This window comes from Oxalobacter paraformigenes, assembly GCF_000158475.2.
Taxonomy (GTDB): domain Bacteria; phylum Pseudomonadota; class Gammaproteobacteria; order Burkholderiales; family Burkholderiaceae_D; genus Oxalobacter; species Oxalobacter paraformigenes.
In genome coordinates this window covers 890,526-904,588 of sequence record NZ_KI392031.1, presented here as the reverse complement: position 1 = coordinate 904,588, position 14,063 = coordinate 890,526, and the positions used below count along the sequence as shown (strand labels likewise).

Annotated in this window: 19 protein-coding genes; 2 read left to right on the top strand and 17 right to left on the bottom strand. The window is 48.2% G+C overall.

The annotated features are described in order from the left end of the window. Positions 1–19 precede the first annotated feature (19 nt). The 3 genes from OFAG_RS08105 to OFAG_RS08095 form a co-directional block, all read right to left on the bottom strand. Positions 20–355: a hypothetical protein gene (locus OFAG_RS08105; protein ID WP_020995120.1), complete on the bottom strand. Its 336-nt coding sequence runs from the start codon at positions 353–355 to the stop codon at positions 20–22. A gap of 86 nt (positions 356–441) precedes the next feature. Further along, positions 442–807: a hypothetical protein gene (locus OFAG_RS08100; RefSeq protein WP_147617651.1), complete on the bottom strand. Its 366-nt coding sequence runs from the start codon at positions 805–807 to the stop codon at positions 442–444. Positions 808–852: 45 nt separating this feature from the next. After that, a complete protein-coding gene (locus OFAG_RS08095) occupies positions 853–1,470 on the bottom strand; it encodes a tetratricopeptide repeat protein (RefSeq protein WP_147617652.1) in 618 nt (205 codons plus the stop codon). A 447-nt stretch (positions 1,471–1,917) separates the two neighbouring features. On the opposite strand from OFAG_RS08095, the gene OFAG_RS08090 reads away from it, so the two are divergent. Together OFAG_RS08090 and OFAG_RS08085 are read left to right on the top strand one after the other, a co-directional pair. After that, positions 1,918–2,169: a type II toxin-antitoxin system RelB/DinJ family antitoxin gene (locus tag OFAG_RS08090; protein ID WP_020995119.1), complete on the top strand. Its 252-nt coding sequence runs from the start codon at positions 1,918–1,920 to the stop codon at positions 2,167–2,169. Next, positions 2,162–2,443: a Txe/YoeB family addiction module toxin gene (locus OFAG_RS08085; protein ID WP_020995118.1), complete on the top strand. Its 282-nt coding sequence runs from the start codon at positions 2,162–2,164 to the stop codon at positions 2,441–2,443. Before OFAG_RS08090 ends, OFAG_RS08085 begins: the two co-directional genes overlap by 8 nt. Before the next feature lie 14 nt (positions 2,444–2,457). Here the strand turns inward: OFAG_RS08085 and OFAG_RS14540 are convergent, their stop codons facing one another. The 14 genes from OFAG_RS14540 to OFAG_RS08020 all read right to left on the bottom strand — a co-directional run bounded on the left by OFAG_RS14540 (position 2,458) and on the right by OFAG_RS08020 (position 14,062). After that, entirely contained in the window at positions 2,458–2,745 is a 288-nt protein-coding gene (locus OFAG_RS14540; protein ID WP_005876780.1) for a PAAR domain-containing protein, read from the bottom strand. Next, positions 2,720–3,265, bottom strand: coding sequence for a hypothetical protein (locus OFAG_RS08075; RefSeq protein ID WP_005876782.1), 546 nt, complete (start codon positions 3,263–3,265; stop codon positions 2,720–2,722). The genes OFAG_RS14540 and OFAG_RS08075 overlap by 26 nt, the downstream gene beginning before the upstream one ends. A gap of 204 nt (positions 3,266–3,469) precedes the next feature. Next, positions 3,470–4,321, bottom strand: a complete 852-nt coding sequence (locus OFAG_RS08070) for a hypothetical protein (protein ID WP_005876784.1) — start codon at positions 4,319–4,321, stop codon at positions 3,470–3,472. After that, positions 4,272–4,469, bottom strand: a complete 198-nt coding sequence (locus tag OFAG_RS08065; RefSeq protein WP_020995117.1) for a hypothetical protein — start codon at positions 4,467–4,469, stop codon at positions 4,272–4,274. Before OFAG_RS08065 ends, OFAG_RS08070 begins: the two co-directional genes overlap by 50 nt. 229 nt (positions 4,470–4,698) lie before the next feature. Beyond that, positions 4,699–5,340 (bottom strand): hypothetical protein, encoded by a 642-nt coding sequence (locus tag OFAG_RS08060; protein ID WP_020995116.1) that lies wholly within the window; start codon positions 5,338–5,340, stop codon positions 4,699–4,701. Beyond that, positions 5,333–6,805 carry a hypothetical protein gene (locus tag OFAG_RS08055; RefSeq protein WP_005876789.1) on the bottom strand — a complete coding sequence of 491 codons (1,473 nt, stop codon included), beginning with the start codon at positions 6,803–6,805 and terminating at the stop codon, positions 5,333–5,335. The genes OFAG_RS08060 and OFAG_RS08055 overlap by 8 nt, the downstream gene beginning before the upstream one ends. Before the next feature lie 3 nt (positions 6,806–6,808). Then, complete coding sequence (locus OFAG_RS08050; protein WP_005876790.1) at positions 6,809–9,349, bottom strand: phage tail tip lysozyme; 2,541 nt, start codon at positions 9,347–9,349, stop codon at positions 6,809–6,811. Then, positions 9,327–9,491 (bottom strand): hypothetical protein, encoded by a 165-nt coding sequence (locus OFAG_RS13895; protein ID WP_005876791.1) that lies wholly within the window; start codon positions 9,489–9,491, stop codon positions 9,327–9,329. The genes OFAG_RS08050 and OFAG_RS13895 overlap by 23 nt, the downstream gene beginning before the upstream one ends. A gap of 73 nt (positions 9,492–9,564) precedes the next feature. Next, a complete protein-coding gene (locus OFAG_RS08045) occupies positions 9,565–9,915 on the bottom strand; it encodes a hypothetical protein (RefSeq protein ID WP_005876793.1) in 351 nt (116 codons plus the stop codon). Between the two features lie 18 nt (positions 9,916–9,933). Further along, entirely contained in the window at positions 9,934–10,356 is a 423-nt protein-coding gene (locus OFAG_RS08040) for a hypothetical protein (RefSeq protein WP_020995115.1), read from the bottom strand. 137 nt (positions 10,357–10,493) lie between these two features. Further along, a complete protein-coding gene (locus tag OFAG_RS08035) occupies positions 10,494–12,194 on the bottom strand; it encodes a hypothetical protein (RefSeq protein WP_005876795.1) in 1,701 nt (566 codons plus the stop codon). Positions 12,195–12,206: 12 nt separating this feature from the next. Continuing rightward, positions 12,207–12,443, bottom strand: a complete 237-nt coding sequence (locus OFAG_RS08030; RefSeq protein ID WP_005876796.1) for a cyclin family protein — start codon at positions 12,441–12,443, stop codon at positions 12,207–12,209. Between the two features lie 2 nt (positions 12,444–12,445). Then, positions 12,446–13,276 carry a hypothetical protein gene (locus OFAG_RS08025; protein WP_005876797.1) on the bottom strand — a complete coding sequence of 277 codons (831 nt, stop codon included), beginning with the start codon at positions 13,274–13,276 and terminating at the stop codon, positions 12,446–12,448. Between the two features lie 15 nt (positions 13,277–13,291). Then, positions 13,292–14,062, bottom strand: coding sequence for a hypothetical protein (locus OFAG_RS08020; RefSeq protein WP_005876798.1), 771 nt, complete (start codon positions 14,060–14,062; stop codon positions 13,292–13,294). Between the last annotated feature and the right edge of the window lies 1 nt (position 14,063).

Genomic DNA, 14,063 nt, shown 5'->3' with positions numbered 1-14,063 from the left:
CACGACATCCTGTTGAGGCTCAGCTCAGCCTGGCAAGAAACTGTGCCGCCGGCATTTCGTTCCTGCGGTTGCATGGTAGTTCCCTGTTCTGTACAGTCTTTATTTCCTGTTTGAATTGCTTCAACACCATTCTGGCCAGAATATCACCTTCAGTTATCGGCAAGGCTATCTTTGCCGCCAAATCCTTGTTCAGTTTATGCAGAGCGCCAGCAATCAAAGGCCAGCGTTCGAAGGACAACATGGCCGCATTGCACAACGCCATAATATTGCTGTAATGGCTGTCCTCATGTTGGTTCCGGGATTCCGGTGCCGGTTCATCGACCAGTTCCCATTCCGATTGGAGCCGCGTAACCAAGGAAACTGCTGGCGAACTTGCGGCTCCACGCGACTATGCTTACCGCCAGCGCACAATTTTTTTCATAATTCACCAGATGTAGTAGGTCAAATTTTTTTAAACCATGATTTATGTATTGTTTCGCATAACATCATGTCCCCGTTATATGTAAAAGGACATAACTTAATTGTTTTACCTTGGTCTTTCCAACAAGCACCAGCTTTGCCCATATGTCTTGGCGGTGGCGGAGTGATTCTCATAGCTTTACTCCATCCAACCATTTTCTTGTGTGCGCAGGTTTCGTGCGATAGGTAGGTCGCCGATGGAACCATGTATCCATCACCGGGCACCTTGAATGAAGCAAAAGCGGTTTGAATTCTATGCTCTGGCTTTATGCCGCCTGACATTACGACTTGTGCGGAGGCTACTGCACAAAACAAAGCAAGAGAGAATACTAATATGAGCTTCTTCACACCTTATCCTTTTGTTTAAGCTGACAGTCGCCTCAAAATTTCAACCTAATGTAGACGATAGACTATAGCTTCATCTCTGGAGCCAACAGCAGCAACTATTGTTCCGCAGTGCTTTTCACCACTACTTAACCACTGCTCCAGCTCACCTGTATCATCAAACATTGGTTTCACCAAGCAAATATCTTGTTTATTACCATTTCCCATAGGATAGATACATGGAATCTGATTGAGGCAAGCGTCAAATCTGTAGCGTTTGCCAACGTCATTCCCCATTTTTGCTTTTGCATAAAACGCGCCATAAGAGACAGGCTCTCCACTTTCAGCCACTTCCCTAGCCCTTGCTTCACTTTCTAACCGTTCTTGCTCGGCAAGCCTTGCACGTTCCATATCACGTGCTTGCACCGCCCGTGACAAGGATTCCCTGGCAGGACCAACCAAGGCATCGTTAGGATATTTTGTAATCACAGTTTGCAAGGATGCAATTGCCTCACTCCAGTTCTTTGCTGCAATGTGGTCTTGTGCCAAACGGAAATGATATTGAGCAGTTTCACGCAACTTGTTATTTTCACTTTCCAGCTTTTCCACTTGGCTTTTTAGTGCTGCATTTTCTGCTTTAAGTTTTTCGGATTCAGCACCATTGCACCCCACCAGTGCTACAGACATCAATACAACCGTTAGAAACCCCTTCATTTGTCAACCCCATGTATTGAAAATGCGAATTTTATAAAACGACACGAATTAAATTTTCCGACTGTATCCAACCAAACTTTTATTAGATGGTCTCCTGAAAGTAATACATCTTGTCCCTTATAGCTCTGCGGGTGGGATATAACCGATAGGTTCGAGCAATCTGGTGGCGATTAAACCTCGACACGTAATTGTCCAATCTTCTCCGTAACTGTTCAGACTGTTCAGTCTGTCAAATTTCTTGATGGTATGCAACTTCTTGTCTGTTAAATGACACACGTCTGTAATGTTTTAATGCGCATTCAGATTTAGCCATGCATCATGATTTCCAAAATCTTTTCTCTTGCTCAAATATTTGCATGATATAGGTTACATTTAAAATGATATGCGTTACAATATGAGTAATTTAGAAGGAGAAATTTTATGGCAAACTTACAGATCAGACTTGATGACGAGCTTCGGAACAAAGCTCAGGAAGTAGCGGGCAATATGGGGCTGGATTTGGCGTCGGCAGTTCGCATGTTCCTGTGTCAGATGGTTCGGGAAAATGCTCTTCCCTTCAGACCTTCGGCAGATCCTTTTTACAGTGAGGCAAACATGACTCGCTTACGGGATAGTCTGAATCAGCTCCAATCAGGAAAGGCATCCAGACACGAGGTATTTCCTGATGAATAAGTTGTGGACCGACAATGCTTGGGAAGATTACCTTTACTGGCAACAACAAGATAAAAAGACATTAAAACGGATCCATATTCTCTTGAAGGATATCGAACGTAATCATGAAGAAACCGGTGATGAAAGTGTTGGAATAGGCAAACCGGAACCACTGAAATATGAATTACAAGGGTTCTGGAGCCGAAGGATTGATGAGGAAAACAGGTTGGTATATCGAGTCAACAATGATGTGATTGAAATCCTTTCATGCAAGACACATTACAAAAAAAATTGATTGTAATGTCCCTTTTATCGTCCCGCAAAAACATCCCCTGAACCAGACGCAACAGCACTTCCACAGGCAACAGTATCCCCGATACGGGCAAGTGCTTTTCCATTGACAAAGACAGTTGAGGATCCGGCCGCCAGAACCGAATCATGGCTCGTATGGCCGCACGTATGCGTTACCCAGTGATCGCCCTGTCGATGTACAGGAATCCCGTTACAGAAAACATTTCCGGATCCCTGATCGTTCGCTCTTGGCGGAAAACAATCGTGTCCTGTACAGGTATCACCTTTTCTGGCTACGGCTGGCATTGATGGCCTCCAATAACGACGTTTTACCTATTGAATAATTTGCCCAGACGCGAATCACATAATCAGCGGTTTCGACCGAACCACCGGGCATATAGGCCGTTACCCGAACAGTGAAATCTTTCGTATTCGTGGGGCAAGGAATATAACGGATCACTTCGTCCACATTGCCCGGTAACTCGGCAAAATTTCTGCAGTGCTTTGTAATCCGGTACGGGGGTACATCCCCGCCCAGAATCTGATATTCGATATCAACAGGAGGAAACACGGTTGCTGTCGGTTCCTCGACTTTCAAAATGACCCCTGATTCATCGGCGATAACCTGAACACTCTTCATGCTCTCACCGACAAATTCCGCTTCGTATGATAATGGAACGGGTGCCATGCCTCCAGCCGAAGAATCGCCCGATTCTGTATCATCTTCAGTGGAATCGCTTGACATGCATATAAGGGGTGATACCCACTTTTCATCTTCGTGGACATCCATAAAAGGAATAATGGCGGGGTCAGGAGTCCAGGTCATTCTGTTTTGCGCTCTCTTTCAACAATCTGTCCTGGCCGGTCGATATTCTCAAAATTTCTGCAGCCTGTCGCATCTTTGAAAATAACAAAAAATCGTTGTTTGCCTGTTCTTATATAGCTTAGCATCACGACAAAATGGCTGTTGACAGTCTCAGTATTTTCACACCATATTGAGAGCCTTCCTAAGATCCAAGCGGTCGTTCCGTCAATCAGCGGATTTTTTATGCCCGAAATGGGCAATTGGCCTATATATAACAAGTGGTGTTATACCGTAACTATTAAAGGATTTCCCTAACATGACTTTCATCTGAATCAGCATCTTAAGCATACCTACTTCCATATCATTTAAGATTGGAGGAAATACGGTATCATCAGATGAATCTGGATAAGCATCCAGTATGCAGATAATAATCCATTCTCCAGGAATAGAAGCTCCGTGCTTGTAAGCAAGATCATCGGGATTAATAATAAGTCCCTCTGGTTTCAGAGTTGCCCAAGAATCAGTTTTATCATTAAAACACCGAAGCTGGATTGTATGAGGCATACTCTTGGCGACATTAGCTGTTAACTTCAGTTCTGTACGCATCTTTTGTTTATTCTGGCGTTCAGAAGTAGTGTTCTCAGGCATCTGATTAAGCTGATACTCAAATATGCTATCCCACATATCTTTTATCATGCGTATATCAAGAATCTGTAACCGTCCTTTAATGAGAGCTATTCCTCCCAAGGATGCATCTGTCAAATCATGACTAATGAAACCTCTTTCGTTCAGTTCCTGAAGAAAACTGATCGTCCTATGCCATGTAGCATCATATTGACGTTCAATACTGTTGGTTATGTAATCTGTTGAATCCGACTCAGTTGCTACTATTTTGGGGAAACCAAGAGATACTTTTTCTGTTTGTTTCGACTGATCTGAGGAATAGGTCTTTGTTGTCGTATGCACCCCATTCGGAAAAAGTTGGGCACAATATGCTGCAATTCTTTCTTTATCTACATAAAGAAAATCAAAGAGGTATTTTTCCTCTTGAGAGGTTTGATCCCCTTCTAATGTCATTTTCAATTTCCTTCTGTTTTTTCTTGAACTCAGCCTGTTTCTGTTCCATGCCTCTTATGATAAGAGTAGCACTACTACGTATTTCCTCCTCAGTTTTTGAGGAAGCTTCAAGCATCGCTCGGATTCCATCAAAAAAATTGGATTTCATATAAGTATCCTAGAAAGCATAACAAGTTATATTTATAAATATACCAAAAAAACATGAAAGTAAGTGTATGAGAAATCATATAATTTTCTCTTTTCACGATCATGTTACCTAACTTTTGCCATAAAAAAGACCTCGCTTCATAGGAAGGAGGTCTTGACCCAAGTATCTGTTTTTATTCACAATTTTGCACCATAAAGAGATTGTACACCATAAAAAAACTCCGGTCAGCTCAAGGATTCAAATCAATTCGTGGAGCCTTGAGCGTCATGGAATCGCACGCTGTTAAATTCATTTTGCCAGCGGCACTAAAATCCATATTGCCATTGGATTTAACCGTGACATTACCGGAAGGATCGATATTGACGGATGCTGTTCCACCGGCTTGCTGGACGTGGATGTGACCGGCCGGTTTGCTATTGATTTTCCAGCGCTTGTCGAAATCCTTCCCCGTCAAGTCTTCATGCTCCGGGCTGGACGCTATCCGGACATAGGCTCCGGACGGATGATAAAACTCGAAATTTCCATTCCCGTCAACCGTGGAATAGACATCCGACACATGGCGATCTATCTTCCGGTTCCGGTCGGTAAACATCAGCTGCGAAACCTGCGGGAAAACGAATGCCAGGCAAATAGGGCCGCACTCTGTGAATCCGATAACTGCTAACAGCTCGCGTTCCCCGATATCGCTTGATGCCGGATCTTTTCCGCCAACACCGAGTTCGGGATCCGGAAGGTCGAAACGCCCCGTACTGCCTGATGCCGATGTACTGCTGACCCGCACATTGACAAGTCTCCTGCCGTCGGAAACCAGTACAACATCGACGGAATTGGACTCCGGATGAACGCCAAGTACTCTGCCGATATCAAGCATTTCTGTCCCCATAAGCGCCGGACACCGTCAATTCCATGCGGTAAGGTTTTTCATACTGTGACCGCTCGATAAAGCCGGTTCCCTGCCGGAATTTCACGGTAGTGAACATGCCGTGATACGGAAGAAACTCCTGTTCCACGTGCTCGACGTAACACCGGCTTTTCACACCATTCCGGACAACGTTCAGAAATCCACCCGCCTTGATCTTCTCGTTCCCTTTCAATCGCATGGTACCCGACTCGAACACAACTGCATCCTGACCAATTTTTTGCAGAATCTTCAAGTGTTCCTTGCGCCATTCTTCCTCCGTCACAAAGACTTCCTTCATCTTGGTTTCGGATGGGGATTCCCCGGCATTGTTTCGGGGAGCGCCCAGATAAATCGTCGCTTCCATCATGCGGATACCATACAATTTAGGATTGCAGTTCGGAACATCTTCAACGGGCTTTACTTGGTCGTTGAGCCTCAATTGCATATCGTTACTGTAGGTAAACGGTGGATTTCTGACCCAGAAAACGTTGGCCACAGTGGAATCCGATCGGGAAGTCGTAATGGAAACGATATCGTCATTGGTAACCGTCACTTCCTCCGGATACCAGTCTTTCTTCGTGTCGGCCGGCGAGATGAGTTTTCCGTCGGGAGTAATATACGGTGTCGGCCTTACGACTACCCCGACATCCTCTTCGCGGTCAACCGTGAAAAATTCATTGAATCCGTTGGAAACGTCACACACTTTGGCAATCAGACCGTAAATACTGTCCCCGCCCGGCCATGAATTGACCTGATGATTAGAAATGGTTCCGACCGAAGAACACAACGGAGTCAAGGTTGCAAACGGTCTTGTGCCATGCGAATCCTTCCATTGCACATTGTTTATAAACTTCTGCCCGATTTTTTCAACAATTTCAGCCACAAACTGTTTACATGGTGGCGCACTGGTGACGTCTATATTGTATTTGGTCGAAAAAGGGAGTGAATGAAGAATATTGTCCCCGACCGCAGCGTTATTGATATAGATAATCTGGTAAGTCTGGAAAATCTTGCCGTAATCGTGCCCCGAAACAATGACGCGGCGCTCTGGCTTCCCATCCTCACCGATTCCCTCGGTGCGCCGCAATTCCGTCACAAATCCGCGCATGACAATCGGCAGATGATAGCCGGCCTCTTTATCCCATTGATGGTGCGCCATCCGGATTTCCACCAGATCCATCGGTTCGACAAGACCGTAGATCGAATCCAGATCCTGGACTTCCCGGTCAATAAAAGTGAGAACGAACGTCCCAGCAGGCTCCTTGACGCCTTTCGACACACGGACAGAACAGCCATCGCCCAGAAACAGGTCGAGCTGGATTTCGATCAGTTCGTCCATCCTGTCGTTTGTCCGGATACCTTTCGCAATTTCTGTCCGGTTGACGACTTTGAACAGCTTGATATCGATATCGGGATCATAAACAGGTACTCCCATGATCTACCATCCTATTCCTGGTTTGCGAATCTCTGCATTCATTCTTGCTACTTCGCCTACAACCTTTCCGAACGAATCCAACAATGAAAAATCCCCGGTCAAATGAACATTGACAGTGTCCTTACTGCTTGCGACACCTCTTCCACCAGGTGTAGTTACATCAGCTGGTATTGTGCCAACATCTTCTTCTCTGAGATTTGCAGCATATTCTTCAGCCAGACGGCCACGTCTTGCCGCTTCTTTACCGTATGGGTCATACGGCCGTTCATATTTTCTTGAGATAAATCTACCAGATTCACCCGCGCCATTTATTTGCATGAGTTTGTCCCACTCTCCACGTTCTTTCATTTCCAGATAAACAAACTCATACTGTTCATTAAGTGAAGATTTGCGAATGTCTTTTCCAAATATTTGTTTGAAACGCTCTTGTCTGGGCTTATGCCATTGCCCAACACCGTAAGCTCTTCCACCATCACCAACAGCATCCGCAACTAGTTCACTCTCAGAAGACAGGTTGGCGACAATACCCGCCGCCTGTTGAGTACTGGCTCCTTTGGACTTGAAGAACGATATGGCATCCCTTACGGCAGCATTTTTTGACTTTGTGTATCCATTTGTGAGGCCAAACAACATATCTTCGGAGGGAGCATTCTCATCGGTTCTGGCGGCTTCTATTGCCTGTGCTTCGCGGCCGCTGATCTCTTTGTCACGCTGATATGTTGCCTTCATCGCTTCAAAGTCGGCATAGCTTTTCCCGCCTAAAATGACGATTGCATCCCGCACTTCATTCATGGACCCGACCATGCTTTCCGAAGCACGAGTAATCGCAGTTTCCACCCCCTTTATTGCGAATTCCGTCGCCTTACCCTGATCTTTCTCCCAGGTACGCGTTGCCGTAAACTGGAGAACCAGTTCCCTCAGGATTTCATCATTTCCGCCATTTCTTGCCGCTTCCAGTTGCTTGCGCTGTCCTGCTGTCAAGGCATTGTTGTACCCGACACCACTCAGGAGCGCATCGGCGCCTTCGTTCAGGGTATTCCGGTCTGCATTCAAAAAAGCCGATGCACGGATAACCTGATCTGGCGAAAGTCCCTTCAATCCCCGTTTGGACAATTCGTTGCCCAAACCTGCCGTACCGCCGTACTGCCGATACGCCTCAATCAGGGAAATAGCCTGACTGGACGTAATCCGGAAATCGTTTGCCAACGAACTGGCCATCAGATAACCGCCACCGGTCTGGCGCTCCAGATTCTGCAGCACAACGTCGAAATTGCTTTTGCCGAGCGTTCCTCTCTTCCTCATATCGGCCATGATTGCGTCGTACCGTGCTTTTTCGCGTGAAGTACCGAACTGATAGAACTTGCTGTTCTTGCCGAAAACATCACTGGCATGTCCCATCATGCCCATTTCGTTAAGATACTGGACATCCAGACCGTTGATACGCGAGCTGTATCCCTGCTGGTAAGAAGCAAGGCGGGCATTCCATGAAGCCTCTCCCATGCCGCCACCGGCACGGAAAGAAGCGTCCGCTTGCGCGATGATGGAGGCAATACCGGATATATCCTTGATAGAACCGGACGCCATAGTGGAAAGCAGACCGGCATACCCTTCCATCGCACGCGGCTGCGCCATCAGCGTCGTTCTGGTTGAAATCGACGCGAAATTGGACACGGCCGACATCATTTCATCCGCTTTGGCAAAGGCTCCTGTTTTGCCGATCGCTTCACCAATAATGGTCCCGATACGCCTGCTGGACTGGTCGCTTGTCGAGATCCCGAGAGAACGCATTGTCCCGAAGAAACTGCCGGTTGCAGACAGGTCTGTCCCCATCGCTTTGGAATACTGCCCGGCCACCAGACTGTCGCTGTACAACCTGCTGATACTCGTCGCTCCGGAAGCCTTTGAAATGCTCTTGAACAGTTTGATCGTCTCGGAATCCAGCAAGCCGCCCACATTGTCTGACGCCGATTTGATCGAGGCGGAAAGCAGGTTGAAATCGTTTGCTGCAGAACCGATAGAATGGCGTAAAACGGATGTTTCGATCAGGTTGTTTTGCGCCGTCGTCATTCCCTTGTCGATACGACTGCCGATGGCGCCAAGCGTTTTTGAGAGAATCGTTCCGGCTGCAAAGCCGATTCCGGGACCCGCAAAAGCCCCAATACCCCGGCCGGCCAGAGATCCGAACAGATTGCCCGTGGTCGAGGCAATTCCGCCGCCACTCATAAGCGATCCGAAAGCGCCACCGAGCATTCCGGCAACAGATCCATATTGCGACCGGTTGAATCCCCTGCCGCTTCGGCCAAGGCCGAGACCACCAAAAGTTCCGGACTTCTCCATTCTCCCGAAGGTATCGTTCAGCCTCCGGTATTCATCCGCCAGTTCTTTTAACGCTCTCGCCTGTGCCCGGATACGACGGGTACTGATGCCCGAAAAGGCTTCCTCCATCGACTTGCCGGCATGACCGGCCGCCTGTGTCACCTTCTTGAGATCGTTTTCAAGACCGGATGTACCGACCTCGACATCAACTCCGATCTTGTTTGACATTCAAGATATCCTCCCAGTCGTCACGTTCCATCAGTTCCTGTACTTCTTCCGGATCGAATTCGTCATCGACCACGCTTTCCGATACTGGTTTGTCAAAATAATGGGCCGCCCAGAATTCCGTTTCGATCTGTTCCGGTGTCATGGACAGATAAAGCGGATCGTTTGGCGTTAGGTTGAATTTGTTTCGGAACCAGTATGAAAACGTCTTGCTTAATTCAAGCCCTCTTTTCTTCGCTCTCGCCTGTCTTGTTTTCGCGAAAGGAGTTTTCTTTTTCTCCGATCAACCGGTCGAGTTCCAAGACTTTTTGCAGATAATCTTCTTTGGAATTTGCCATGGAGAAATTCATCAGGTTTTCCCAACCTTCCGGACAGGAAACGCACATGACATCATGGGCGGCGACAATACCGGCCAAACTCGACAGCACGGCATCGTTCACGTTTTCTCCAGCCAGTTCGACATATCGTCTGCGAATAGCAATGAAATCGCCAATCGTGCGCTGTCCATAAACAAACTTGCCGACACCGGGCAAGTCGATTTCAAAATCGTTTTCTGATTTTTGTCTCATTTTTTCTTTCCTGATGGTTTACACGCCGCCGACGACATCCAGAGCATTGAACGTGCCGCTTGCGATCACAATGGAATGCTTGCGAATGGAAATACTGCCGGATGCGTAAGAACACCCCATATATTTACGGTAGACTTCGCCAGTTTCCTTGTTCATGGACAAAATGTCGAAAACCATGCCTTTCAGGGCATCGTCGCCATTTTCCAGTGAAATACCGGCTTTCAGCATGGAAGCCTTGTTCAACACCATCTCCTCGACATTGACCGAGTGATGCGCCATGGTTGGAACGTATTCTTTTACATGAATATCGCCAATACCGCTTGCCGGTTCGGGAGCATAGTCGTCCCGAAGATCAGCGGATTGGACAAGTCCGATGGATTTGCCGTCGAATTGAACGACAAGCCGGTTACCGGACACGACATTTCTGTTCTGGGTTGCCATTACTTTCTCCAGTTTCAATTGTGGATACTGGCATTGTTGTGTCACGACACACGGAGTTCGAGTTTCTTTTTTTTACGGCGCATCTGATAAAAAAGCCCGGTTTCAAAACCGGGCAAACTCCACGACGACATAGGAAATCAGGCTGATACACTGCCCGAATACGGCACACAGTGAATAGTGATCAGAACATAGTTGACTGGAATTCCCGGGCTTGCCTCGAATTCCAGTCTCAGGACATCCCCTTCCAGCGATGCGATCAGATTTTTGAATGACGGATTGGTTTCATCGCCGACAATAATGCCTTCAGTCGTCAGTTGACGAAGTGCCGTATCAGCCTCTTGCAATGCAGTCGACAACTTTATTGGACTGCCCGGAGCGCCACCGATAATTTTTTCTGCTCTCTCTCGTACTGTTCTGGCAACGTAATCAACCGCCGCTCCCGTGGACACTTCGACACGGGTATATTTGTTATTGGCTCGCCATGTCGTAATCGACTGGACAATTTTATAGCCGTTGTCGGTATTTTCCACACAAAGAACACCACCTTCGATCAGCTGGTCTGTATCGGTTGGATTTTTCAGATTTCGCTCGATTCCTTTGATTTTGAGTGTTCTTCCAGTCAGCGAATAACCCGGAGTGACCCCAGAAAACATGCCTGCGATTTTAGCCGCCAGAATGTAGGGAGGAAAAAGGGTCAGTTTTCCTGTCGAATTGTAATCGTACATGCCAAGGTGGACATAAGACACCCGGTCACTGGCAAGTGCCTTGGCGGCAGCAATCGCTTCCTTGTCGGTTGCACCGGCCTTTCCGCCGACAATGGACCGTCGTTCTTTTCGCCCGACTGTCGACATGTAACTGGCATGAGTATCGCACATGGCGTGGATAGCCGGTTCCGGGGACAAGGGTGTAACCCATTGCACATCCTGCGTTTGCAGCACATCGAAACAATCTTGCCAGTCGGACATGCTTACATTGCCATCCGAACCACCCTCAAGATAAGTCCACGACACATTGGCCGGATAGATCCCCGTCACACGCTCCGCTGTAACGAATTCTTCACCAAGACCGTTGAACCACTCGACAATGGCTTGTACATGTGCCGTGGCAATACATTTGTCCGAACGGACGTCGATCGCGCTGGCCATATCCAGTCCATTCAATGTCTCTTTTTCGCCATTGTTATCCACCACTTCGGCGAAGAAACCTGGAACAGTATTGATTTTATCGACCAGTTTCTGGATGGTTTCATAGCTGTGCAGATCAATCATGTCTGCCTCGACACCTGCCGGAGCCGACAAGATCACCGAGGTATCTGTCACCGTCATAGTGGCAGACGCTTCCGTGCCGCTGTACTGTATGGAAAAGACATACCGGGAAATATTGTCGGCGGTATAGTATGTATCGCCCAGTTGGGTCGTGATCTTTTTGCCTGATTCCGTTCCGGTCTCGATCTTGTACCGGATGCTGTTGGCACGACGTCCATAATCGGTGGAAAACAGTTTTATGACCGTCGTAAACCCGCTTGAATCCTTGACTTCAGCCGACGCCTGGACAGCCGGATTGACGCGGATAGCGACAATCTGGGACGGTGCATTGGTCTCAGCAGAGGGGTCGAATGCCTGTTCGATGGCCGTCAACAAATCACCTGACAACAGCGCATTTCTCGCCTCCGACGGACTTCCGAAGCGCAAGGCAGTCTTGGGTTGCCCGCCCTCAGATCGCCCGATGAAAGCGGCGACATTACCGATGTTCAGGTTGTTGTTATACATGGCCTCGTCATCGATACGGCTCATGACGCCGGGTGTCGTCCATTTCTGACCGTTAAAAAATACACTCATGATTTTTCATCCTTAAACTGGCTGATTGATGAATTCTTCGTACCGGACCCGGTAAGCCGACTCCGTATCTTTCGTGCGTCCTGCACTTTTTTCAACATGCTCGAAAGCACCGATCATTTCGACACGACGGTCACTGGTCGATAAGCGCCGACAAAATTCGTCAAGCGTCACCGGGTAATGCTCTTCCTTCCCCGCAACCCAAGCTTCCTTGTTTTCAGCTTCCGTGTTTTCTGTACTTTTCGTTGCCATACTCAGACTCCCTTGATTTGCAAATTAACATGACGTATCCGATCTTCCCGATGGCCGACGTAGCGTGGTGCCAGGCAACTGATTGTCGATACGGATTGATACATGGGCACGGCATAAGACTGATAGTCTTCGTGATCGGATTGCTGCAAGCTGATCTGCGAAATGCCGGACGCGTCCAGAACAGACATATTCGCAATCAGCAGATATTCGATAGCCCGGCGCAATCTGATTCGTTCATCGGCATTGAGGCTCCAGGCCACCACTGTCAGCTGGACTTGCGATAACCATCCCTCATCGATTTCCCATTCATCGTCGTCTTCATCGAGACTTTCCCCCAGAAAATCGCCCACGCCATATTCGGCAGATGCTCCACTTGTGAACTGGACGACCACCACCGGGAAAGTCGTCCCGTCAAAAGTGGGGGGCGCCGTCAGGACAGGTATTTTCCCGTGCGGGTGATGCAATTGCCTTCTTTTCAGCAGCTCGGCCAGACCGTAATCAAGCCGATCCCGCAGTATCAGTTGCGGATCCTCTCCTCCACTGGTAAACGTACATTCCGGAACGGCGCTTTTCGTGTCGTCAACCATCCACGTCTCGCCTGCCTTGCAAAAAAGCCGGTAGAAATACGTTTTCCCGTTCGTCAGAAAATGAGTATCAAGAAACGTCTTTTCGTCGCAGCCATCGTAAATGCATACAGCATCGGGATCGTTTTCGTCGCGGAACGCCTCATCCATCCTGCGCATGACTTTCCATCGTTCCGCTTTTTGTGGTGGAGTGATGAAAACCCGGATGGCGTTGCCGACAGGCGATGGTCTTAACAGTGCGATAGTCATGACACGATACTTGCGTCACGACAGGGCATCGGCAATGGCGTCTTTCAGATTTTTCTCAAGCCGTGGCTGCATGGCGCCCGACAGGGTCTTGACCACATAATGGCCCGGTTTTGCAGGTACCAGCCACTTCGACGAACCTTCCATCATGACCCGATAGGTAAGATAAGAGGACGATTTCGCTTTTCCGGAAGACGTATCAAACCGTTTCATGCCGGCATAAATATCGGTTGCATGCTGCGGTTTTTTCTTGGGTGCCATCCCGGTTGGCAATGAACCGCCCCATTGGTATTTCGACTGTGGGACGACATGGCCGGTTGCCGATACTCTTGTCGCTTTTCCGACCACAGACGACGGACTCAGCAACTTTGCCTTGGCATAGATGTTTTTCGGCATGGCTGGCGCCAGTGCAGCCGATCCCGGAACATTGTGCCTGAATGGAATAACCAGGTATTTCTTTCCGGTTTTCGTCGCCCGGGTTTTTTTCGACGTCTGCAGCATCAGCTTGAGATCGCGTTCCGGAAACCCTTCTTCAATCCGGATTGCGCTTTCTGCCTCTGAAAAAACCTCTGCCGAAGAATACGATTGCATCTGGTACTGAATCGAGGCAACGGCCGATTTCTTGTAATCCAGCCAGACCCCACTGGTTTTCATGATTCCGGCCTGCCAGGCAGTTTGCACTTCCTGCGCCGTCTTTTCGACTGCTACCGTGACATTCTGCAAGACCTGCCCGACAGCGTATTCCACCGTTGCCGGGATCTCGGGAATCGATGCCTTGAGTTTGTACATG